This window comes from uncultured Comamonas sp. (assembly GCF_964277875.1).
GTDB lineage: Bacteria > Pseudomonadota > Gammaproteobacteria > Burkholderiales > Burkholderiaceae_C > Comamonas > Comamonas sediminis.
Genome location: NZ_CAXYJV010000005.1, coordinates 59,005 through 81,250, shown reverse-complemented (window position 1 = coordinate 81,250; position 22,246 = coordinate 59,005). Strand labels below are relative to the sequence as shown.

Genomic DNA, 22,246 nt, shown 5'->3' with positions numbered 1-22,246 from the left:
TCGATGCCGAGATGTACGGCATGATCCCCAGTGCAAACACGGTGAAGCGCGAGAGCGCTCCGCCCGAGAACATGTTGAACAGGTTGAGGATGCCACCCTGTTGGCTATTGAACAGCTGCTGCAACTGGTTGGGATCGATACCAGGCACCGGAATGTGAGCTCCGATGCGGTAGACGATCAGCGCCAGCAACAGAAAAACCAAACGACGACGCAGATCGCCGTATTTACCGGTCTTTGCAATAGTTGCGGTGTTCGTAGCCACTGATGAATCTTTCAGAAAGGGTTAGGCGAGGCTACCGCCAGCAGCTTCGATCGCAGCCTTGGCACCAGCGGTGGCGCCAATGCCGTTCAGCTTGACAGCCTTGGACAGTGCACCGGTGTTGATCACCTTGACGACCTTGGCGCGTTGGCCAACCAGACCAGCTTGCTTGAGCACTGCCAGATCCACTTCCGCAGCACCCAGCAGCTCGAGAGCAGCCAGGGACACTTCGGCGTTGAACTTCAACGTGGTGGACTTGAAACCGCGCTTGGGCAGGCGACGCTGCAAAGGCATCTGACCGCCTTCGAAGCCTACCTTGTGGTAGCCACCCGAACGCGACTTCTGACCCTTGTGACCACGGCCGGCGGTCTTACCCAGACCCGAACCGATACCGCGACCCACGCGACGCTTGGCGTGCTTGGCACCTGCTGCAGGCTTGATGCTATTGAGTTCCATCATCAATCCTTTCAGAGAACCTTCACCAGGTAGGCGATCTTGTTAATCATACCGCGCACTTCGGGGGTGTCCTTCAGTTCGCTGATGCTGTTCAGCTTGCGCAGACCCAGACCACGCACAGTGGCGCGGTGGTCTTGCTTGGTACCAATCGGGCTACGCACCAGTTGGACCTTCACAGTTTGTTGCGTTGTCATAGTGACTCCGATCAGACGAACAGGTCTTCAACCGACTTGCCACGCTTTGCAGCCACTTCCGCAGGGGTCGTGGAATTGTTCAAAGCGTCGAAAGTGGCGCGAACCATGTTGTAGGGATTCGACGAACCATGGCTCTTGGCCACGATGTCGGTGATGCCCAGAACTTCGAAAACGGCGCGCATGGGGCCGCCGGCGATGATACCGGTACCCTTGGGAGCAGGAGCCAACATCACGTTGGCAGCGCCATGGTGACCCATCACGGTGTGATGCAGGGTGCCGTTCTTCAGCGACACCTTGATCATGTTGCGACGGGCTTCTTCCATAGCCTTCTGCACGGCAGCAGGCACTTCCTTGGACTTGCCCTTGCCCATGCCAACGCGGCCGTCACCGTCGCCAACCACGGTCAGTGCAGCGAAGCCGAGAATACGACCACCCTTCACAACCTTGGTGACGCGGTTGACCGCGATCATTTTTTCGCGCAAACCGTCGTCACGACCTTCGTCTTGCACTTTGGGGGAAAATTTAGCCATTTCTATCCACTCCGCTTAGAACTGCAGGCCGGCTTCGCGGGCTGCATCAGCCAGAGCCTTGACGCGGCCGTGGTAGGCAAAACCTGCACGGTCGAATGCAACCTTCTCAACGCCAGCTGCCTTCGCCTTTTCAGCGATGCGCTTGCCGATGAGAGTAGCTGCGGCGGTGTTGCCACCCTTGCCAGCTGCGCCCAGGTTGCTGCGCACTTCGGCTTCTGCCGTAGATGCGGTTGCAATCACCTTGGTGCCGTCGCCGGAAATGATCGTGGCATAGATATGGAGGTTCGTACGGTTCACCGTCAAACGCGCAACGCCTTGGTTGGCAATGCGGATACGGGTTTGCAGGGAACGACGAAGACGCTGCTGTTTCTTGTTCAACATGATGCAGCTCCTTATTTCTTCTTAGTCTCTTTGATCGTGACCTTCTCATCCGCATAACGGATGCCCTTGCCCTTGTAAGGCTCGGGAGGACGAACGGCACGAATCTCGGCTGCCAGCTGACCAACGCGTTGGCGGTCAGCACCCTTGATCACCACTTCCGTAGGGGTAGGGGTGGCCACGGTGATGCCAGCAGGCATTTCAAAGTTGACTGGGTGGGAATAACCAACGCTCAGGTTCAGCTTACTGCCAGAAGCAGCGGCCTTGTAACCCACGCCGACGAGCGACAGCTTCTTCTCGAAGCCCTTGCTCACACCAACCACCATGTTGTTCACCAGCTGACGCATGGTGCCGCTCATGGCATTGGCTTCACGGGAGTCATTCACCGGCTCGAAAGCCAGCTTACCGTCGTTGTTGGAAACCTTGACCAGGGCGTTGGGGGTCAGCAGCAGCGTGCCGCCGGCGCCCTTGACGCTGATTTGGTCTTCCTTGATGGAGACATCCACACCTTGGGGGATGCTCACAGGCATTTTTGCTACACGGGACATGTCAGTATTTCTCCTTCAATGCCGCGTTAAGCCACATAGCAAAGCACTTCACCGCCGACACCGGCAGCGCGCGCTTTACGATCGGTCATCACACCCTTGGGCGTGGTCACGATTGCAACACCCAGACCGTTCTGGACTTGAGGAATTGCAGTGCAGCCCTTGTACACACGCAGGCCAGGACGGCTCACGCGCTCGATACGCTCGATCACTGGACGACCAGCGTAGTACTTCAAGGTAATTGCGAGTTCAGACTTGCCATCTTCGGTCTTCACTTCGAAGCCATCGATGTAACCCTCGTCCTTCAAAACCTGTGCAATGGCAACCTTCACTTTGGACGAAGGAACCAGCACGGTGGCTTTGGACACCATTTGTGCGTTACGGATACGGGTCAGCAAGTCAGCGATTGGATCACTCATGCTCATGTTTAATCTCCTGACTGCTTACCAGCTGGCCTTGGTCACGCCAGGGATGGCGCCGACGAATGCCAGTTCACGAATCTTGGCGCGGCCCAGACCGAATTGACGGAAAGTGCCACGGGGACGACCCGTGATTTCGCAACGTGCACGTTGACGAGTGGGGTTTGCATTGCGAGGCAGCTTTTGCAGGCCCAGACGGGCTGCATCACGCTCTTCGTCGGAACGCTTTGCGTCGCCGGCGATGGCCTTCAGTTCTGCATACTTGGCTGCGTACTTGGCAGCCAGCTTTTCACGCTTCAGTTCGCGTTGGATCAGTGCTTGTTTAGCCATGCATCACCTCAGTTCTTGAACGGGAAGCGGAAAGCCTGCAACAGTGCCTTGCACTCGTCGTCATTCTTCGCAGTCGTCGTAATGCTGATGTTGAGACCACGCAGTGCGTCGACTTTGTCGTACTCAATTTCAGGGAAGATGATTTGTTCTTTGACGCCGATGTTGTAGTTGCCACGGCCATCAAAGGCGCGGCCAGAAATACCACGGAAGTCACGCACGCGGGGCAGAGCCACGGTCACGAAACGGTCCAGGAATTCATACATCTGAACGCCACGCAGGGTCACCATGCAGCCGATAGCTTGGCCTTCGCGGATCTTGAAACCGGCGATAGCCTTCTTGGCCTTGGTCACCACAGGCTTCTGACCAGCAATCTTGGTCAGGTCAGCCACGGCGTTGTCCATCACCTTCTTGTCGGAAACGGCTTCGCTCACACCCATGTTCAGGGTGATCTTGGTCAGGCGAGGCACTTCCATCGAGGAGGTGTAGCCGAACTTCTTCATCAGTTCGGGAGCAATTTGCTCACGGTATTGTTTTTGCAGTCGTGCAACGTTTGCCATGTCTTACTCCTTAGGCTGCGATATCAGCGCCATTGGACTTGAACACGCGAACACGTGCGCCGTCGGCGTTCACCTTGATGCCCACGCGATCAGCCTTGCCGGTTGCCGCATTGAAGATAGCCACGTTGGATTGGTGGATAGGCATGGCCTTTTCCACGATACCGCCGTTGGTGCCCTTCATGGGGTTTGGCTTGACGTGCTTCTTCACCATGTTGATGCCTTCGATCACCAGGTGGGAGTCGTCCGCACGCAGCGTCACAACGCCACGCTTGCCCTTGTCACGGCCGGTCAGCACGATAACTTCGTCGCCCTTGCGAATCTTGTTCATAGTGCTATTCCTTTAGAGAACTTCGGGGGCCAGCGACACGATCTTCATGAACTTTTCGGTACGCAGTTCACGGGTCACGGGGCCAAAGATGCGGGTGCCGATAGGCTCCAGCTTGGCGTTGAGCAACACAGCGGCGTTGCCATCGAATTTGACGAGCGAACCGTCAGCACGGCGAATACCCTTTGCGGTACGCACCACCACAGCACTGTAAACCTCGCCTTTTTTGACGCGGCCACGTGGAGCAGCTTCTTTCACGCTCACCTTGATAATGTCACCAACGCTCGCATAGCGACGGTGCGAACCACCCAGCACTTTGATGCACTGGACAGACTTCGCGCCGGTATTGTCGGCAACCTCGAGTCGAGATTCTGTCTGGATCATTTCAATATTCCCAACTTGCACCAGCAGACCAGACAGCCCAATAAGAATTAATCTTCATGGACAGCCAAGCAGCCAGTCAGTCTTGGGCCCGTCGTCCACACCGCAACCATTTACGATGCTTCTCCTGGGCAGAAACCTCGCGCATTAAACGCGAAGCCCTCTATTCTGGCAGAGCTAGCACACTCCGTCAAGAGTGCGCAACCAAACCAGTGGTAAATTGGTATTTTTACGCCACTTTTTCGCCGGCGTACTGCTGCGCCAGCACCAGAAAGGCCGTCAGCGCCGTATCCGACCCCAATTCTTCCTGCAGGATGGCAGCCACGCGCGGTGCCAGCTTGGCCGCCAGGCGCGCATCCAGAAACAGCAACCGGCTGCGGCGGGCCAGCACGTCTTCCACCGTGCGCGCATATTCATAGCGTGCAGCAAAGCGCACCATCGCCTCGCTCAGGCCATTGGCCAGCCAGACATCGGCGCCTGGCAAGGCTGCAACGAATTCCGCCTCGCTGCCATAGGAATGCATGCCCTGGGCCATGTGCATGCTGTGCTGGGCGCGGCCCGACGCTGGCGTGCCGACCAGCGGCAGCTTGACCGTCACCCCACCGGGCTTGCGTGGCAGACGCTGGGCATCAAAGCAGGCCTCCAGCACGTCTTCGGCCATCGCGCGGTACGTGGTCCACTTGCCGCCGGTCACCGTCACCATGCCGGACTTGCTGGTCAGCACCGTGTGCTCCCGGCTGATGCCCTTGGTGTTCTCGCCATCGTCATCCTGCGGCTTGACCAGCGGGCGCAGGCCGGCCCACATGCTGCGCACATCAGCCATGGTCGGCGCACGGCTGAGGTACTTGCCAGCCTCGCTGAGAATGAACTTCAGCTCTTCGTCAAACGGACGGGGTTCGCGCGCCAGGTCATGGCGCGGGGTGTCGGTCGTGCCCAGGATCACCTTGCCCAGCCACGGCACCGCGAACAGCACGCGCCCGTCAGCGGTCTTGGGCACCAGCAGCGCGTGGTCGGACGGCAGGAAATCGCGGTCCACCACCAGATGCACCCCTTGGCTGGGCGCCACCATGGGCTTGACGGGCTTGCCCATCAGCTCCGCATCCTGCTGGCGCAGGTGGTCGACCCAGGGCCCGGTGGCATTGACCACGCAGCGGGCGCGCACGGTATAGCGCTGGCCGGACTCCGCATCCTTGCAAATGACGCCGGCGACGCGGCCATCCTCCTGGATCAGCTCCATCACCGGACAGTAGTTGACCAGCAAGGCCCCCTTGGCTGCAGCGGTGCGGGCCAACGCAAGGGCCAGGCGGGCATCGTCGAACTGGCCATCCCAGTATTTGACCCCGCCCTTGAGGCCCTTGTCCTGCACGGTCGGCAGCAGTCGGCGCGTGGCGCCTGCCGAGAGGAACTGGGTGGAGCCCAGGCCCGCCTTGCCTGCCAGCGCGTCATACATCTTGAGGCCGACGCCATAGAACGGCGTATCCAGCAGCTTGTACGAGGGCATCACAAAGGCCAGCGGCTGGGCGATATGCGGCGCATTGTTCAGCAAGGTGGTGCGCTCGTGCAGCGCCTCACGCACCAGCGCGATATTGCCCTGGGCCAGGTAACGCACGCCGCCATGCACCAGCTTGGTAGCCCGCGACGAGGTGCCCTTGGCGAAGTCCATCGCCTCGAGCAGCGCCACCTTGAAGCCGCGCGCAGCGGCATCCAGCGCCACCCCCAGGCCGGTGGCCCCTCCTCCGACCACCACCAGGTCAAACACCGGCGTGGCGCCCAGACGGGCCAGCAGATCGGTACGGTGAACGGACAGCGGTGCAGCAGCAGTGGACATGCGAAATTGAAATGTAGGTCTGAGAGTTGCCCCGCTCCTGAACCGGCCAGGCCTGGGGCAAGGTGCCAAAGCCTGGAAGCGGGATTCGCTTTTGCGCTTTTGTCTCTCAATTTTATTCGTTTTTGATCTTTTTTGTTCGTTATCGCCAAATTTGCTGGCGCGGAACGCCCGGATATCAGCGCTGCAGCATGCCAGCGTGTCGTGCCAGCTTGATGACAAAACCTCGCGCCAGCCATGGGCTGCTGCGGTAGCACCACACGGTGCAGGCGGCCGCCCTGCTGCCGAGCTGTTGCGTTTTGCACTATATTGGCGGGAGTTTTCGTTTTCATTCGTTTCGGATCCCGCCATGACGGAGCTCAACAACAGCAACCCCCGCCAACTGCTGCTCTTACAAGAAGTGCAACGCCGCAGCGCGGCCACCGTCGAGGAGCTGGCCGCTTTCCTGGGGGTGACCTTGCAGACCGTGCGCCGCGATGTGCAGCGGCTGTCCGAGGCAGGGGTGCTCACCCGTTTTCATGGCGGCGTGCGCGTCCCCAACTCCACCACCGAGAACCTGGCCCACCAGCAGCGCGAAGCCCTCAACGCCGATGGCAAGACCCGCATTGCGCAGGCCGTCGCTGCCCAGGTGCCGCACAACTGTTCGCTGATCCTGAACATCGGCACCACCACCGAGGCCATTGCCCGCGCGCTGATGCAGCACCGGGGTCTGCGCATCATCACCAACAACCTCAATGTGGCAGCCACGCTCAGCAGCAACCCCGATTGCGAAGTCATCGTCGCCGGCGGCGTGGTGCGCGGCCGGGACCGGGGCATCATTGGCGAGGCGGCGGTGGACTTCATCCGCCAGTTCCGCGTGGACATCGCATTGATCGGCATATCCGGCATTGAATCCGATGGCAGCCTGCGCGACTATGACTTCCGCGAAGTGAAGGTAGCCCAGACCATCATGGACCAGGCACGCGAAGTCTGGATGGCCGCTGACCACAGCAAGTTTGGCCGCCCGGCGATGGTGGAAGTCGGCCCGCTGTCGCGCATCGACCGGCTGTTTACCGATGCGCCGCCGCCCGACCCCTTCCCCCGGCTGCTGCAGGAAGCCCATGTGCGCTGCACCGTCGCCTGACGGCCAGGCACCTTCCGCCGCATTTTGTTGAACTGACTGATCTACCGGCTCAGACCGGCTTTGAGACATGACCTATCTGCTCGCTCTGGACCAGGGCACCTCCAGCTCCCGCACCATTGTGTTTGATCGCCACGGTGCCATCGTGGCCCAGGCGCAGCGCGAGCTGCCGCAAATCTACCCGCGCCCCGGCCATGTGGAGCACGACCCGATGCAGATCTGGGGCACACAGCTGGCGACGGCGCAGGAAGCGCTGAAAACCGCAGGCATCAGCGCCAGCCAGGTGACCAGCCTGGGCATCACCAACCAGCGCGAGACCACCATCGTCTGGAACCGCAAGACCGGCCAGCCCATCCACAACGCCCTGGTCTGGCAGGACCGCCGCGCCGAGCCCGTCTGTGCCCAGCTGCGCGCCGATGGCCATGCCGAGCGCATCCAGCAAAAGACCGGCCTGCTGGTCGATGCCTATTTCTCGGGCACCAAGCTGCAGTGGCTGCTGGACCATGTACCGGGCGCCCGCGCCGCTGCCGAGCGTGGCGAGCTGGCTTTCGGCACAGTCGACACCTGGCTGGTCTGGCAGCTGACGCAGGGCCAGCGCCACGTCACCGACGTGAGCAATGCCAGCCGGACCATGCTCTTCAATGTGCACAGCAACACCTGGGACCAGGATCTGCTCGATCTGCTGAACATCCCGCGCTCGCTGATGCCCGAGGTGCAGCCCTCCGCCAGCCATTTTGGCGATACCGCCGCCCAGGTGCTGGGCGCTGCGATACACATCGGCGGCATGGCCGGCGACCAGCAAAGCGCGCTGTTCGGCCAGGCCTGCTTTGCGCCGGGCATGGCCAAGAACACCTATGGCACCGGCTGCTTCATGCTGATGCATACCGGCACCCAGTTCCACCCCTCGCGCAATGGCCTGCTGAGCACCAGCGCCGCGCAGACGGACCGCCAGCCCCAGTTCGCGCTCGAAGGCAGTGTCTTTGTCGGCGGCGCCGTCGTGCAATGGCTGCGCGATGGCCTGCGCGCGATCGAGCACAGCGGTCAGGTGCAACAGCTGGCCGAGAGCGTGCCTGACAGCGGCGGCGTGATGATGGTGCCCGCCTTTACCGGCCTGGGCGCCCCCTACTGGGATGCCGATGCCCGCGGCACCATCACCGGCCTGACCCGGGGCACCACGGTGGCCCATATTGCGCGGGCTGCGCTGGAATCCATTGCCTACCAAAGCGCGGCACTTCTGCAGGCGATGAGCCTGGATGCCGTCGCCAACGGCGGCCAGCCGGTGAGCGAGTTGCGGGTCGATGGAGGCGCCAGCGTCAACAACCTGCTGATGCAGTTCCAGGCCGATTTGCTGGGCATTCCGGTGGTGCGCCCCGCCTGTGTGGAGACGACGGCCCTCGGCGCCGCCTACCTGGCGGGCCTGACCACCGGCATCTACCAGAACAGCGAAGAGCTGTCGGCGCTGTGGAAGGCCGAGCGCCGCTTCATGCCCACGCAGGACAAGGCGCGCGCCGATGCGCTGATGGCGCGCTGGGAGCAGGCAGTGCGCCAGACCACGGCACGATAAAGCCGCCGCGCTTCAAAACGACAACAGGGGCCGCAGCCCCTGTTTCTGTCTATGCCTTCAAGGCGTTGGCTCAGTCCTCATCGCCACGCAGCAAGGCGCGGTGGATCAGTGCACCAATCACGGCACCCACGATCGGGGCCAGCCAGAACAGCCACAGCTGCTCCAGTGCAATCGACGGGCCAAACAGCGCCGGGCCCGTGCTGCGCGCGGGGTTGACCGAGGTATTGGTGACCGGAATCGAGATCAGGTGGATCAAGGTCAGGCACAGGCCAATGCTCATGCCGGCAAAGCCCACGGCCGCCTTCTTCGTGGTCGAGCCCAGAATCACCAGCAGAAACACGGCCGTCAGCACCACTTCGGTCAGCAGCGCTGCCAGCATCGAGAACTTGCCTGGCGAGTGCTCACCAAAGCCATTGGTCGCCAGATCGGTCACCTGGGCACCTGCCTTGCCGCTGGCAATCAGGTACAGCAGGCCAGCGGCCACAATCGCGCCCAGCACCTGGGCAATGATGTAGCCCGGCAGATCTGATGCCTTGAAGCGCCCGGCCACCGTCAGGCCCACCGAGACTGCCGGGTTGAAATGGCCGCCCGAAATCGGACCAAAGGCATAGGCACCCGTCAGCACCGTCAGACCAAAGGCCAGCGACACGCCCAGCAGGCCAATACCCACCTCGGGAAAGGCAGCGGCCAGCACGGCGCTGCCGCAACCACCAAACGTCAGCCAGAACGTACCCAGGCACTCCGCCGACCATTTCTGCAGGTTGGATGTCATTGTGTTTACCCCTTCATCAGTCAGACCCGCGGCATGCAACGCACACACATACAGGTCTCAGTAGCCGAGATGATAAGGAGCGAGTCGCGTTTGAAAATGTCAACAATTGCCGGTGCAACAGGCGCGCTACACTTGCAAAAAATGCTATGAAAATCAATATCCAAATACATTATTCGTTCGGTCTATTCAAGGCCCTGTCACTCTCCGTTCTGGTGCTGTTGGTAGCGGGCTGCAAGACCTCTCCGGAACCCGCCCAGGCACCGCTCTCCCCCTCGATCCCGTCCCCCGGCGCCGCCGCCTGCCACACCCCGGACCGCCCGGCCCTGCAACTGCTGGGCGAGCAGCGCTGGCCGCTGGATACGCTTTGGGCCGGCACACAGGTCGGCGGCCTTTCGTCGATTGACTACCGTCCGGCCGATGACAGCTACTACCTGGTGAGCGACGACCGCTCGGCCAAGGACAGCGCCCGTTGGTACCGGGCCCGCATCCGCTATGACGCCAGCGGCCTGCAGCAGGTCAGCATCGTCGAGCAGCAGTACCTGCGCACGCCGGCGGGCGCGCCCTACCCCAGCAGCCGCACTGCCACGGCCGATACGCCGGTGCCTGACCCCGAGGCACTGCGGCTGCTGCCGGGCGGGCGCAGTGTGGTCTGGAGCAGCGAAGGCGACTTTGCGCGGGGCTTTGGCCCCTCCTTGCAGCAAGCCGGGCTGGATGGCAGCTGGCAGCACACCTGGCCCCTGCCCGCACTGCTGCAAGGCCCGCTCCAGCCAGAGACGGGCCGGGGCCCGCGCAACAACATGACCTTGGAAGGCATTGCGATCAGCAAGGACCAGCGCAGCCTGTGGCTATCGATGGAGGGCGCGTTGCGCCAGGACGGCCCGCTACCGCGCCGTGGCCAGATCGGCGGGCCGCTGCGCATCACCCAGTACGACCTGGCCAGCCAGCAGCCGATTCGGCAGATTGCCTACATCCCCGACGCGCTGCCCAAGGACAACCTGCTGCTGCCGCTCATTGCCATCAATGGCGTCAGCGAGATCCTGGCCGATGGGCCCGACCATTTGCTGGTGCTGGAGCGCGCCTATGTGCTGGGAGCCGGTTTTTCCGCGCGCCTCTACCGCATCAACACCCAGGAGGCCAGCGACACCTTGGCGATCGATGCGCTACACGGCGCCGCATACACCCCCGCCCACAAAGAACTGCTGCTGGATTTTGCGCAGCTCGGGCTGCGAACGGTGGACAACCTCGAAGGCATGACCTGGGGGCCACGCCTGGCCAGTGGCGAGCGGGTGCTGCTGCTGGTCAGCGACAACAACTTCAACCCGGCCCAGGTCACACAGTTCCTGGCGCTGGTCGAAACACCGGCCTGCGCGGCCCCTGCGGGCAACGCAAGCCAATCGCATCGCAATTGAAATTGATAGCAAAACCTGTGCGCCCCGCATGGCTTGCCATGCAACCGGTTTGAGCTTTGGGCAGGCCGCCGCTATAGTGGCAGCCACGCCAGCAGCGCTGGCTCTGCCCACCCTTTCTTTGCTTGCACCTGCCGCCATGTCCACTACCGATCTGTCCCAATTCCCCGCCATCGCCTTCATCGGCGGTGGCAACATGGCCAGCGCCATCATCGGCGGCCTGATTCGCCAGGGCCTGCCCAAAGACCGCATCCAGGTGGTCGAACCCTACGAACCCCAGCGCCAGACCCTGCAGCAGCAGTTTGGCATCACCGCGCTGCCGGCCGCCGACAGCAGCCTGGCGCAGGCCCAGGTGGTCGTCTGGGCCGTGAAGCCGCAAACCTTCGCCCAGGCCGCGGCCGCCGTCGCCAACCACAGCCGCCATGCGCTGCACCTGAGCGTGGCCGCCGGCATCCGCAGCGACAGCATTGCCCAGTGGCTGGGCAATGACCAGATCGTGCGCGCCATGCCCAACACCCCGGCCCTGGTCGGCCAGGGCATGACGGGGCTGTTTGCCCGCCCGCAGGTCAGCGCCGCCCAGCAGCAGCTGGCCGAGCAGATCATCACTACTACAGGCCAGCTGGTCTGGGTGCAGCAGGAGTCGCAGCTCGATGCAGTCACGGCCCTGTCGGGTTCGGGCCCCGCCTACGTCTTCTATTTCCTCGAAGCCATGCAGCAAGCCGGCGTCGAGATGGGGCTGCCCGCCGAGCAGGCACTGCAGTTGGCGATTGGCACCTTCAGCGGCGCCTCCGCGCTGGCGGCGCAGTCGGGCGAAGCGCCAGCGGTGCTGCGTGAGCGCGTCACCAGCAAGGGCGGCACCACCTTTGCCGCGCTGGAGCATATGCGCGGCGCCGATATCGCCGCCCACTTCATCGGCGCGATGCACGCTGCCGAGCGCCGCGCCAAGGCGCTGGGCGACGAATTCGGCGGCTAGGCCAGCGCCGTAGCGCCTGCCCTCAGCGGGAGGCAGGCGCCGCCGTCCTGCGGCTGCAACTTTGCACAAATGCAATCACGCATTGCGTATATTTCACACAAAAGTCAAACGCAAAGCGTATAATTCGGCCGCATTCATTCCTCTGCATCGGAGCACGGCCCATGGACAGCCAACAGGATTTTCTTCGCGACGCAATGCGCCGTTTGAACTTGACGCGCGACGCCTTTGCCGAGCGCCTGGGCGTGCGCCGCCGCACCCTGGATACCTGGTTGCTGCCCGAGGCTTCTGGCGAAGCGCGCGCCATGCCCGATATGGCGCAGAAGTTCGTCTCCGAGATTCTGTACCGTGAAGCCGCAGGTCACGATGCCCAGAAACACCACCGTCCGCTGGCCGAGCGCATGTCTGCCGATGGCCGTCCGCAACTGCTGTCGGTGGCCCAGCTGGAGCGCGAAAGCCTCGAAGAGCTGTTCCGCATCGCCGATGTGATGCAACCCATTGCCCGCCGCCACAAGGTCTGCCGCGTGCTCGAAGGCGCCGTCATGGGCAGCCTGTTCTTTGAGGCCAGCACCCGCACCCGCGTGAGCTTTGGCGCCGCCTTCAGCCGCCTGGGCGGCTCGGTCTGCGATACCACCGGCTTTACCTTCTCGTCGATGGCCAAGGGCGAATCGATCTATGACACCAGCCGCGTGATGGCCGGCTATGTCGATGCGCTGGTCATCCGCCACCCCGAACAAGGCTCGGTGGCCGAATTTGCGCGTGCGACGAATATTCCCGTCATCAATGCGGGCGACGGCCCCGGTGAGCACCCCAGCCAGGCGATCCTGGACATGTACACGATCCAGCGCGAGTTCTCCCGCCTGGGCAAGCTGATGGACGGCGCGCATATCGCCATGGTCGGCGACCTCAAATATGGCCGCACGGTGCACTCGCTGATCCGCCTGCTGTCGCTCTACAAGGGCATGAAGTTCACCCTGATCTCGCCCAGCTCGCTGGAGATGCCTGCCTACCTGATCGAGCTGGCCTCGACCAATGGCCATGTGGTGGAGGTTTCCACCTCGCTGCAGGACCTCAAGGGCGCCGACGTGGTCTATGCCACGCGCATCCAGAAAGAGCGCTTTGCCGGTGAGAACATCGAGGGCTACACGCCGGAGTTCCAGGTGCAGAAATCGCTGGTCGATGCCGTCTGCAAACCCGACACCATCATCATGCACCCGCTGCCGCGCGATGCCCGCGCCGGCGCCAATGATCTGTCGACCGATTTGAACCTGGACCCCCGCCTGGCCATCTTCCGCCAGACCGACAATGGCATCCCTGTGCGCATGGCTTTGTTTGCCGTTTTGATGGGTGTGGAGAACCAGATTGCCCGCAATTTGCGCGATGTCACCTGGCGCTCTCCGGCTTTTGTAGGCCCCGATGATGCAGTGTTTGACACTTTGGATTAAACTCTACCTTACACAACACCATGATTTGAGACATTTTTTCGAAGCAGTCCACCCTGCTTCGGAAAATTGAACGTTTTTTTCCTGCGACTCCAGTGTTAGCGGCCATCTATCGATGGCCGCTTTTTTGTCCGCGTTTCATTAGCAGCGCACCGAAATCCGGCTTGAAAACAGCCATCGTTCGGGCATGAAAAAGGACTTGCAAGCAAGTCCTTGAGAGCGGGGCGGGGCGGCCCAGGGCCGCAAGGGCAGCTTGTGCTTAGCAGCTCATACCGATGCGGCGGCGAACCGCCGCCAGCAGACCCAGCAAGCCGCTCAGGCTCAGCAGACTCCACAGGCCCAAGGTAGGCACGGGCACAGCGCTGCCTACACCTGGGGTACCTGGGTCGACAGGAGTGCCTGGATCCACCGGCACATCGGCCAGCCAGCCGGCGCCACCGGGATCGCTGATCTGGCCGTTGGCGACCATGTCGTCATCCCCATCCCCACCGTCTACGATCTGCACGGACAGCGTATTGCCGTTCACGGTCGATGGCAGGCTGTACCAATGTGGGGTCGTGTTGGCCTTGGTGGGACCGAACTTCCAGTACTTGGCATGGGCCGGCAGGGCCGATGGGTAACTGATGCGCATCGTGCCATTGCCACCCATGGCGCAGCCCGTGGCTGTCCACTGCAGAGCGCCGTAAGGCACGCTCAGGCCTTGGGGCAGCGCACCCAGCGATGCAGCAGCCACGGCCACGGGCGCCTGGGCCAGACGGCAGGCATCGGCACTGCTCCACTGCACTGCAGCACTGCCGCCACCGCCGGACGCTGGCAGCACCACATCAAAGTTCTGCTCCGGCTCCGGACCGACCGGCGCGCCTTCCAGGTTCAGGCCCAGCACAATCGGATTGTGGTCGCTGGAGCGGTAGGCATCGGCCGCATAGAACGACGAGACCTGCGCGGCGCTCTTGAAGTTGGTGTTGTAGTCGAGGACCGGCGGCTCTTCTGCGTTGATCTGCCACTTCACCACCTGGCCCACCTGGCTGGCGAGCGCCGAGCTGACCAGCACATGATCCAGCGATCCCCACAGGGTCTGGAAGCCGTAGGAATACTGGCCAGCGCCCAGCTTCTGGTAGCCATGGCTTTCCAGCAAGGAGATCGGCTCTTCCTTGGCATAGGCGTTGAAGTCGCCCATCAGCACGTTCTTGCCATTGCCCGCTTGCGTCGGGTTGCCCGCCAGCCAGGTTTGCAGTTGCTCGACGGCACGCTTGCGCGACTGGTTGTTGGCCCCCTGGCCGTCACCAATGTCCGGGTCGTTGACGCTGCCCTTGGACTTCAGGTGGTTGACCACCACGGTGAACTGGTCCTTGCCGCCGCTCGCCAGCGTCTTCTCGAAGGTCTGGGCCAGCGGCACGCGGTTGCCATAGGTGGCATTGAAGGCATCGTACTGCGCCTCATCAGGCACCGCAGGCACGCCCACGGGATTGACACGGTCCTTGCGGTAGATGACAGCCACCGAGATGGCATCATGGCCAGCCGCCACGGCCGTCTTGGCACCACCGGCATTGAAGGGGCCCTTCACATAGTCATAGACCTCGCTGCCATGCTTGGCGTTCAGGGCACGGGTCAAGGTCGCCAGCGCGCTGGTCGTGTCAAAGCCATTGTTCTGGATTTCCATCAGCCCGTAGACATCGGCGTCCAGACCCAGCAGGTTGCTGACGATCTTGTCGGTCTGGCGGGTCAGCTCGGCCGCATTGTCGGCACCACGGCCTTCCAGCGAATCGCCATAGGGGTTGTTGAACTTGGCCGTGCCCAGGGTGCTGAAGAAGTTCAGCACATTGGCCGAAGCAATCTTGACCGTCGGGCTGCCAATGGCCTGCTGGAGGTCAGCCACCGTCGGGCGCGCTGCACCGGTAAAGATCGGCTTTTGCAGCGGTTGCACGCGGTAGCTGGTCTGGTGTGCGCCGACCGTCGTGTCGATGAACTGGTCCAGAATGCCCTCAATCGCCGGGGTGCTGTCGCCCGAACGCAAGGTGTTGCTGGCACTCAGATCCTGGCCATTGCGCCCCAGTACGGTGGCCGGGTTTTGCTTGCTGCTGCCATCGTCCAGCACGATATGGCTGCGCTTGATGGTCTCCAGATAGGCGGTGTTACCCGCCACGCTGGGCGCATTCAGCTCGGTGTACTGCATCAGCTTGGCGGAGTCACTCAGGCTGACGGTGCCATAGCGGCCCAGGTAGTAGTTGTCCGTCACCACCAGCGGGCCGGTGCTGCCGGTAATGCGCACACGCATGCCTTCGTAGCGTTCCCAGTTCGCATAGGCGGGCATCGGCAGGCTCAGCGCCACCACGGCAGGCAGCGCCTGCTTGGCGCCACCATGGAGCACGCTGAAGTTCAGGATGCTGCCGCCCAGCTGGGTCAAGCCCTTGTACTCGCTGACGGTGGCGGTCAGCTGCACAGCCTGGCCCACGCTGTCGGCACTGATGCCGGCAATGGGCGTGCTGCCGTAGTACACAAACACGGCCTCGGAAGTCTCGGCGTTGTGGTCGTCGTCTTCGGGCAGCGACTGGATGTAGAAACCGCTGAGGTCCGGAAGGTAGGCGGTCACGATGCCGCGCACCGTCACGCTCTGGCCCACCAGTGGCGAGGCGTCACCCGAACCCTGCACGGCCGAGATGGGGGTGGTGGCGACCGGTGCCAGGTTCTGCGCCAAGCCGGGCGAGCCGATATTGGCACCATTCGAGGGCTGGGCAAAGCCATCGAGCACACCGACCGCCGCAGCGGTGTAGCGCGGCTCTGCAGTGGACTTGCCATCCCAGACGGCGGACACGCCATTGCCCACGGTTGTGCCGGCATTGCGCACCGCAGCGCCCGCGTGGTCGCTGGTGGATACCGCTGTGCCGCTCGGGTTCTTCGCCGGCGCCACGGTCGAGCCATCGGTCGCCGTCAGCGCCTTGCTGCCATAGTTCATCGCCGCAGCCAGGTAGCCATTGGCGTCATACACCAGCACCGCATCGCCCTTGCCCAGGCCTTGGCCGGCCACCAGGATGACGGCAGTACTGGCCTGCAGACCCCAGGCCGTGCGGAAGGCTTCCGGCGTGGTCTCGTTCAGCACCACCAGACGCGCACCTGCTGCCAGGCTGGTGCCCGCAGGGAAGGCGCTGGGCAGCGCGCCGCTGCTGTCGGTCCAGCCCCAGCCACTCAGGTCCACGGGGGTCGTGCCGTAGTTGAACAGCTCAAAGAAATCGCCGCCATCGGCGTTGGAGTTGACCTCGGAGACCAGCACCTTGGCGCTGGCTGCCACCGCGCTGTTGACGGTAAAGTCCAGCTTTTGCTCGGCCGCCAGTGCGTTGCCAGCCATGTCCAGCACCGCAGCGGCGGGCAGCACCAGGCTGTAGCGCTTGCCGGGTTGGTAGCCACCGCTGCGCGTAAAGCGCACTGCGCTGCCATCGATGGCCACTTGCGCATCGGTCATCGGCACGGTGGCGATCAGGTTGCCGTCTTCCAGCAGCGACAGGCTGCCGCTGCCGCGCTGCACCGTTTCGCTGAACTGCAGGCGCACCACGGCGGTCTTGCCGACGTCCACCGCGTTCTGCAACGGGCTGCTGCTTTGCAGCACGGGGGCGGTGGTGTCGGCAGCGGCGGGGCCACCGAGCTTGACGGTATTGCCCTGGAACTGCTGGTCCGCAAAAGGCAGGTCCTTGGACACCGAGCCCTTGCCAGGCCAGAGGGTGTCGCCGTTGTCCTGCAGCAACTGGACGGTCGTGCCCTTGGCCGTGCTGAGGGGGCTGACCAGGGTCTCGAAGCTGCCGCCGGTGGTGCGCAGCAGGTTGTCCAGCACATTGTCCAGTTGCTGCACATCGGTGGTGCCCGGGCCGTTCCAGACAAAGAAGGCAAAGTTGGTGTTCACGGCCGCATCGGCCTTGCCGGGCGGGCCCGCCAGAATCAGGAACTTGCCATCCTCGGTGCGCTGCATGTCGCGAATGCCGCGCCCGCCCAGGTTCAGCTCAATGGCGGCACCCAGCACCGGCGCGGTGCCCGCCACCATCGCAGCAGGGTTGGTGATCGGGATGACGAGCGCGCGGTTGCGCAGCTGCGCACTGGCCAGCGGCGCACGGAAACCCAGCAGCAGCTGGCCGTCTGCGGTCGCCGCCATGCCTTCGATCGAGAAGCCGGCTGGCGACTCGGGCGGCACCTTGTCCGCCGACGAAGCCACGAAGCCGTAGTAGTTGGCACCCTTGCCATGGGCATTGCTGCTGTCCCAGGTGTTCAGCAAGCCCTCCAGACCGCCGTAAGACCCCTTGAAGCTGAATTCCGTCGTGGCGCCGGTGCCCGCCACATCGACGGCAAACAGGTGCTCGCGGTTGTCTGCCTCGCTGCCATCGGACTTGTTGCTGTGCGAACCGGTGAAATACAAGGTGTTGCCAATGCGGGTGCCCGCCTCCAGGTCGAGCTCCTTGCTCAAACCCAGCAGGCTGCCAAATTCCCATTCCTTGACCGCCACGCCGCCGCCGCGGGGGTAGACGCGCAGCACATTGCCTTCGTCATCGCCGACGACCATGTAGCGGTCGTCGAGCGCGACGGCGGCAGAGGCGTCCGAGCTGCCCGCCTGGGTCGCCGGCAGCGGGGTGAACATCGCCGTCTCGCCGGCACCTGGATCGATGACGGTCAGGGCCGCCGGTGCGGTGCCATTGCCCGTCCAGTTGGCGGCTTGGCTGATCGCTGCCAGCAGCTCGGCCGCCGTGCCCTCGATGGCGCCCTTGGTGCTGTCGTAGGCGACATTGTTTTGCTTGACCAGCGCAATGGCGGTACTGCCGTTGACCAAGCCAGGCGGCAACGCCGAGGTGTTGGAGTTGCTGGCATTGCTGTCCCAGCTGCCAGCGGTCACATTGTTCAGCGCGAACACGAACTGCGGTGCCGCTTCTGAGCCCTGGTAGACCAGCACACTGTCGCCGCCGGCGGCCAGATTGAAGCTGCCCGAGGCGCTGACCGTGCCATGGTTGGCCGCAGGCTTGGTGTCAGCCGCGCTGATCTTGACGACCGTGCCGGCAGACAGCGCCTCCGTGGCCTGCCAGATCAGCACACCTTCACCGGTGCGAAACGCGCCCGCATTCGTCCAGCCATTGTCGGTGACGCGAATCTCGGTGCCCGCTTCGATATCGCGCAGCAACACCAGGCTGACGGAGTCCGGCGTGTCCGAGGCAAAGCCGACGACAGCGACGTCGCCGGCCGCCAGCGTGGTCTGGGCCGACGCGGGCAGCACGCTGGCCGCCAGCAGCAAGGCAGCTGCCAGTGACAGACCCTGGGACGCCCGCACGCTGGCGCGGCAGGCAGACGAAATGGAGCGAAGAGCAAACATGGCAGCAGTAGAGGGAGTGGCAAACAACCCCTCTTTGTCGCCGCTGGCGATGAAAGCTCCGTGTCAGAATCTGTAAGCGTTCCCAAAAACCGACACCGCCGCCACTGTCACAGCCCGGTCACAGCGCAAAGGCAAGCGCCACACCGGCAAACAGGCTCACGCCAATCCAGTGGCTTTTGCTGAACGCGGTAAAACAGCCTTCGCGCGTGCGCTGGCGGATGAGGCTGTAGTGCCACAGCATCTGCGCTGCAGCCGCAGCCACGCCCAGCCACCAGGGCCAGGCCAGCTGCAGCGGCGCCAGCGCCAGCACCGTCAGAACCAGGCACACCCCAAAGAAAGCCATGATCGCGGCAACATCAAAACGGCCCAAGGTGATGGCCGAGGTCTTCATGCCGATCTTCAGATCGTCATCGCGGTCCACCATTGCGTACTCGGTGTCATAGGCCAGCACCATGCACATATTGGCCAGCCACAGCAGCCAGGCCATCATCGGCACCTGGCCCTGCACGGCGGCAAATGCAATCAGCACACCAAAGTTGAACGCAATGCCCAAAAACGCCTGCGGCATTGCAAAAAAGCGCTTGGTAAAGGGGTAGAGGATGGTGAACAGCACCGCAGGCACCGACCAGGCCACTGCCTCCCAGCGCGTGGTCAGCACCAGCGCCAGCGACAGCAAGGTCAGAACCACGCCGACCATCGCCGCCTCGAACACCGAAATCTTGCCCGTCGTGATGGGGCGCTGCGCGGTGCGTTTGACATGGCGGTCGAACTTGCGGTCGGCAATGTCATTGATGCAGCAGCCGGCGCTGCGCATCAAAAAAGTGCCCAGCACAAACACCAGCACCAGGTGCCAGCCCGGAAAGCCCCCCGACGCCGCCCACAGCGCCACCAAGGTGGGCCAGACCAGCACCAGCCAGCCGGCAGGCCGGTTGAAGCGAATCAGATCCAGGTACAGCGCAAAGCGCTCGGACAGAGAGAGGGAGGGATGGGCAGCAGCTGACATGGCAGCAAGCATAGCGTCACAGCGCTACCCTGTGCCCTCTCTTTGTCAATTTGCACGCCCGCGCGGCCCCAGCATCAGGGCCGCCAGTGCACACCAGGCCAGGCCCAGCAGCGCGCCGGCCAGCACATCGCTGGCAAAGTGCGCCTGCAGCAGGATGCGGCTGAGCGCAATGGTGGCGACCAGTCCCCCACAAAGCCAGGCCAGGACGCGGCGCGCAGCGGGCGAGAGCCGGCCGCGCAGCACCAGCCATAGCAGGCCATAGACAACGACGGCCCCAGAGGTGTGGCCGCTGGGGAAACTGGCACCCGACGTCAGCATCTCATGCAGCACCTCGGGGCGGGCGCGGTCCAGCAGATTCTTCAGCAGGCGTACCGCCAGGCCATTGAGGCCAATAAAGAACACCCAGGCCCACAAGGCCTGCCACCGCCCAGCCAGCGCCAACCCGCCCGCCACGAGCAGCACCAGGACCGCCAGCCAGCGCACATCGCCGGCAGCGGTCAGCACATGCAGCAGCTCCCGCCCCGGCGCCGAGACATGGTCTTGCGCCCATTGCTGGGCCGCTGCATCGGCGGCCAACAAGCGGGCATGGCCCGAATGCTCGGGGCAGACGACCACCCAGGCCAGCATCGCAAACAGCAGCAAGCAGCCGGCAGCCACCACCAACGGCACCCCCACAGGCTGCTTGGCGGCATACAGCACTGCCGTCTGCCTGCGCGGCAGCCAGCGCCAAACCAGTACCCCCGCCAACAACCAGGCAAGCAGCAGCACCGGCATCCAGGCATCCAGCATGGCCAAGGCATCAAAGACGAAGCTTGATCCCCCAGGCAGGTGACTGCTCTGGGCCATCGCTTGCTCGGCACCGAAAAGCATCAGAGCGGCGAAGCACGAACCCTGGCAACACCGGTCTCGGCCCGCCGCCAACGACGACAGCCGCCGATGCGGCAACAACACAGACAACACGTTCACAACACCTCAGAAAATACAAAACCCCATGCCGGCATGCCGTGCATGGGGTCCAAAGAAACCGTGCAGCGCGCTTTAGGCTTGCAGCATCGTCACGCCGGGCAGGTTGCAGGCGAAGATCGCATTGCGCAATGCGGCGATGGCTTCGTAGCGGGTAAAGCTGCGGCGCCATACCAGCACCACGCGGCGCTTCGGTGCTTCGTCGTTGATCTCGTCGGTCAGCGGAATGTAGCGGATGTGGGTCTCGTCCGACTTGCGGCGGCGCACACCCTTTTCCAGCGCATCCTTGGGCACCGACAGGCGGGGCACCAGGGTGACACCCATGCCGGCAGCCACCATATGCTTGATGGTCTCGAGCGACGAGCCTTCAAAGGTGCGGCGGATGCCTTCGGTGTTGCTGGAGTAGCGGGCGAACTCGGGGCAGACTTCGAGCACATGGTCACGGAAGCAGTGGCCAGCGCCCAGCAGCAGCATGGTTTCGTTCTTCAGCTCGCTGGCCGAGATGCTGTCACGCGTGGCCAGCGGGTGCACGCTGGGCACGGCCGCAAAGAAGGGCTCGTCATACAGAGGGGCCATCGCCAGACCGGTATCGGGGAAAGGCTCGGCCACGATGGCGCAGTCGATCTCACCGGTACGCAACATCTCCAGCAGCTTGGCGGTCATGTTCTCGTTGATCATCAACGGCATCTGCGGCGTGCGCTCGATCGACTGGCGCACCAGCTCAGGCAGCAGATAGGGACCGATGGTATAGATCACACCCAGGGTCAGCACACCTGCCAGCGGGTCCTTGCCGCGCTTGGCAATTTCCTTGATCGCAGCGGCCTGGTCCAGCACGATTTGCGCCTGGCGCACGATCTGGTCACCCAGACTGGTGACCGACACTTCCGAGGCACTGCGTTCAAACAGCTTGACCTCGAGTTCTTCCTCCAGCTTTTTGATGGCGACAGACAAGGTAGGTTGCGACACGTAGCAGGCATCAGCGGCGCGGCCGAAATGCCTTTCACGGGCGACAGCAACAATATATTTGAGCTCTGTAAGTGTCATGTCAGTTTTTAGTGCGAATCGCGTATTGTGCATGGCCTGTGGACCACCTGGCTATAGCGCCAGAGACCAAAGTGCCACACTGTGTTTCATCAGAACCGCAAGCTATGAGTTGTACTCTATTCCGAAGCACCATGGGTGCCAATGCGCGACTACAAAAATAGGATTAATCTATTATGCGTCAAATGCAAGCGCTCGCTCACCGGGAATGTAGGTAAATGTGGATGCGAGCATTTACACAAAGCTACATAATTATCGACGCCTCACTCCGCTACCTCCCTGTTAAATAAGGCTTATTTGCCATTGGGGTGGCCGCAACAAGCTATAAATCTAGTTACAGAATGCGTTTTATATCCTCTATTTGAACAACACGATTAACATTCTGCGCAACAGCCATAGCACGAATCAATCGATATTTACCAAGA

21 protein-coding genes and 1 pseudogene are annotated in these 22,246 nt (G+C 62.8%); 5 read left to right on the top strand and 17 right to left on the bottom strand.

Annotation, left to right across the window (positions count from 1 at the left end; all coding sequences use genetic code 11):
- From secY to ACHWUQ_RS02705, 12 genes and pseudogenes are all read right to left on the bottom strand, one after another.
- Window positions 1–262: pseudogene (gene secY / locus ACHWUQ_RS02760) on the bottom strand (preprotein translocase subunit SecY); the annotation flags it as partial.
- Window positions 263–283: 21 nt separating this feature from the next.
- Window positions 284–715: a 50S ribosomal protein L15 gene (rplO, locus tag ACHWUQ_RS02755; protein WP_239810518.1), complete on the bottom strand. Its 432-nt coding sequence runs from the start codon at window positions 713–715 to the stop codon at window positions 284–286.
- 11 nt (window positions 716–726) lie between these two features.
- The gene (rpmD, locus tag ACHWUQ_RS02750) at window positions 727–909 is read right to left on the bottom strand and encodes a 50S ribosomal protein L30 (RefSeq protein ID WP_066475638.1); all 183 of its coding nucleotides are present in this window, start codon (window positions 907–909) and stop codon (window positions 727–729) included.
- Window positions 910–920: 11 nt separating this feature from the next.
- The gene (gene rpsE / locus ACHWUQ_RS02745) at window positions 921–1,439 is read right to left on the bottom strand and encodes a 30S ribosomal protein S5 (protein ID WP_239810517.1); all 519 of its coding nucleotides are present in this window, start codon (window positions 1,437–1,439) and stop codon (window positions 921–923) included.
- A gap of 15 nt (window positions 1,440–1,454) precedes the next feature.
- Complete coding sequence (gene rplR, locus ACHWUQ_RS02740) at window positions 1,455–1,820, bottom strand: 50S ribosomal protein L18 (RefSeq protein WP_021028312.1); 366 nt, start codon at window positions 1,818–1,820, stop codon at window positions 1,455–1,457.
- A gap of 11 nt (window positions 1,821–1,831) precedes the next feature.
- Entirely contained in the window at window positions 1,832–2,365 is a 534-nt protein-coding gene (rplF, locus tag ACHWUQ_RS02735) for a 50S ribosomal protein L6 (RefSeq protein WP_027011216.1), read from the bottom strand.
- Between the two features lie 26 nt (window positions 2,366–2,391).
- Window positions 2,392–2,787: a 30S ribosomal protein S8 gene (gene rpsH / locus ACHWUQ_RS02730; protein ID WP_021028310.1), complete on the bottom strand. Its 396-nt coding sequence runs from the start codon at window positions 2,785–2,787 to the stop codon at window positions 2,392–2,394.
- Window positions 2,788–2,805: 18 nt separating this feature from the next.
- The gene (rpsN, locus tag ACHWUQ_RS02725) at window positions 2,806–3,111 is read right to left on the bottom strand and encodes a 30S ribosomal protein S14 (RefSeq protein WP_021028309.1); all 306 of its coding nucleotides are present in this window, start codon (window positions 3,109–3,111) and stop codon (window positions 2,806–2,808) included.
- A gap of 8 nt (window positions 3,112–3,119) precedes the next feature.
- Entirely contained in the window at window positions 3,120–3,668 is a 549-nt protein-coding gene (gene rplE / locus ACHWUQ_RS02720; RefSeq protein ID WP_133855838.1) for a 50S ribosomal protein L5, read from the bottom strand.
- Window positions 3,669–3,678: 10 nt separating this feature from the next.
- Window positions 3,679–3,996 (bottom strand): 50S ribosomal protein L24, encoded by a 318-nt coding sequence (rplX, locus tag ACHWUQ_RS02715; protein WP_133855839.1) that lies wholly within the window; start codon window positions 3,994–3,996, stop codon window positions 3,679–3,681.
- A 12-nt stretch (window positions 3,997–4,008) separates the two neighbouring features.
- On the bottom strand, window positions 4,009–4,377 hold the full coding sequence (gene rplN / locus ACHWUQ_RS02710) for a 50S ribosomal protein L14 (protein WP_027016133.1): 369 nt from the start codon (window positions 4,375–4,377) through the stop codon (window positions 4,009–4,011).
- Between the two features lie 226 nt (window positions 4,378–4,603).
- Window positions 4,604–6,202, bottom strand: coding sequence for an FAD-dependent oxidoreductase (locus ACHWUQ_RS02705; protein ID WP_394680275.1), 1,599 nt, complete (start codon window positions 6,200–6,202; stop codon window positions 4,604–4,606).
- A 346-nt stretch (window positions 6,203–6,548) separates the two neighbouring features.
- On the opposite strand from ACHWUQ_RS02705, the gene ACHWUQ_RS02700 reads away from it, so the two are divergent.
- Together ACHWUQ_RS02700 and glpK are read left to right on the top strand one after the other, a co-directional pair.
- Window positions 6,549–7,322 carry a DeoR/GlpR family DNA-binding transcription regulator gene (locus ACHWUQ_RS02700; protein WP_239810515.1) on the top strand — a complete coding sequence of 258 codons (774 nt, stop codon included), beginning with the start codon at window positions 6,549–6,551 and terminating at the stop codon, window positions 7,320–7,322.
- A gap of 67 nt (window positions 7,323–7,389) precedes the next feature.
- Window positions 7,390–8,883 carry a glycerol kinase GlpK gene (gene glpK / locus ACHWUQ_RS02695; RefSeq protein WP_239810514.1) on the top strand — a complete coding sequence of 498 codons (1,494 nt, stop codon included), beginning with the start codon at window positions 7,390–7,392 and terminating at the stop codon, window positions 8,881–8,883.
- A gap of 70 nt (window positions 8,884–8,953) precedes the next feature.
- Here glpK and aqpZ read toward each other — a convergent pair whose 3' ends face one another.
- On the bottom strand, window positions 8,954–9,655 hold the full coding sequence (aqpZ, locus tag ACHWUQ_RS02690; RefSeq protein ID WP_239810513.1) for an aquaporin Z: 702 nt from the start codon (window positions 9,653–9,655) through the stop codon (window positions 8,954–8,956).
- 146 nt (window positions 9,656–9,801) lie between these two features.
- Between aqpZ and ACHWUQ_RS02685 the strand changes: the two genes are divergently transcribed.
- The 3 genes from ACHWUQ_RS02685 to ACHWUQ_RS02675 all read left to right on the top strand — a co-directional run bounded on the left by ACHWUQ_RS02685 (window position 9,802) and on the right by ACHWUQ_RS02675 (window position 13,476).
- Complete coding sequence (locus ACHWUQ_RS02685; RefSeq protein ID WP_394680274.1) at window positions 9,802–11,064, top strand: esterase-like activity of phytase family protein; 1,263 nt, start codon at window positions 9,802–9,804, stop codon at window positions 11,062–11,064.
- Window positions 11,065–11,200: 136 nt separating this feature from the next.
- Window positions 11,201–12,034 carry a pyrroline-5-carboxylate reductase gene (gene proC, locus ACHWUQ_RS02680; RefSeq protein WP_239810511.1) on the top strand — a complete coding sequence of 278 codons (834 nt, stop codon included), beginning with the start codon at window positions 11,201–11,203 and terminating at the stop codon, window positions 12,032–12,034.
- A gap of 161 nt (window positions 12,035–12,195) precedes the next feature.
- On the top strand, window positions 12,196–13,476 hold the full coding sequence (locus ACHWUQ_RS02675; RefSeq protein WP_133855846.1) for an aspartate carbamoyltransferase: 1,281 nt from the start codon (window positions 12,196–12,198) through the stop codon (window positions 13,474–13,476).
- Window positions 13,477–13,732: 256 nt separating this feature from the next.
- Here the strand turns inward: ACHWUQ_RS02675 and ACHWUQ_RS02670 are convergent, their stop codons facing one another.
- From ACHWUQ_RS02670 to ACHWUQ_RS02655, 4 genes are all read right to left on the bottom strand, one after another.
- Window positions 13,733–18,814 carry an ExeM/NucH family extracellular endonuclease gene (locus tag ACHWUQ_RS02670; RefSeq protein ID WP_394680273.1) on the bottom strand — a complete coding sequence of 1,694 codons (5,082 nt, stop codon included), beginning with the start codon at window positions 18,812–18,814 and terminating at the stop codon, window positions 13,733–13,735.
- A gap of 118 nt (window positions 18,815–18,932) precedes the next feature.
- Complete coding sequence (gene ubiA, locus ACHWUQ_RS02665) at window positions 18,933–19,817, bottom strand: 4-hydroxybenzoate octaprenyltransferase (RefSeq protein ID WP_312416890.1); 885 nt, start codon at window positions 19,815–19,817, stop codon at window positions 18,933–18,935.
- Window positions 19,818–19,862: 45 nt separating this feature from the next.
- Window positions 19,863–20,663: a phosphatase PAP2 family protein gene (locus ACHWUQ_RS02660; RefSeq protein ID WP_394680272.1), complete on the bottom strand. Its 801-nt coding sequence runs from the start codon at window positions 20,661–20,663 to the stop codon at window positions 19,863–19,865.
- Window positions 20,664–20,855: 192 nt separating this feature from the next.
- Complete coding sequence (locus ACHWUQ_RS02655) at window positions 20,856–21,824, bottom strand: LysR substrate-binding domain-containing protein (RefSeq protein WP_021028298.1); 969 nt, start codon at window positions 21,822–21,824, stop codon at window positions 20,856–20,858.
- Window positions 21,825–22,246 lie beyond the last annotated feature (422 nt).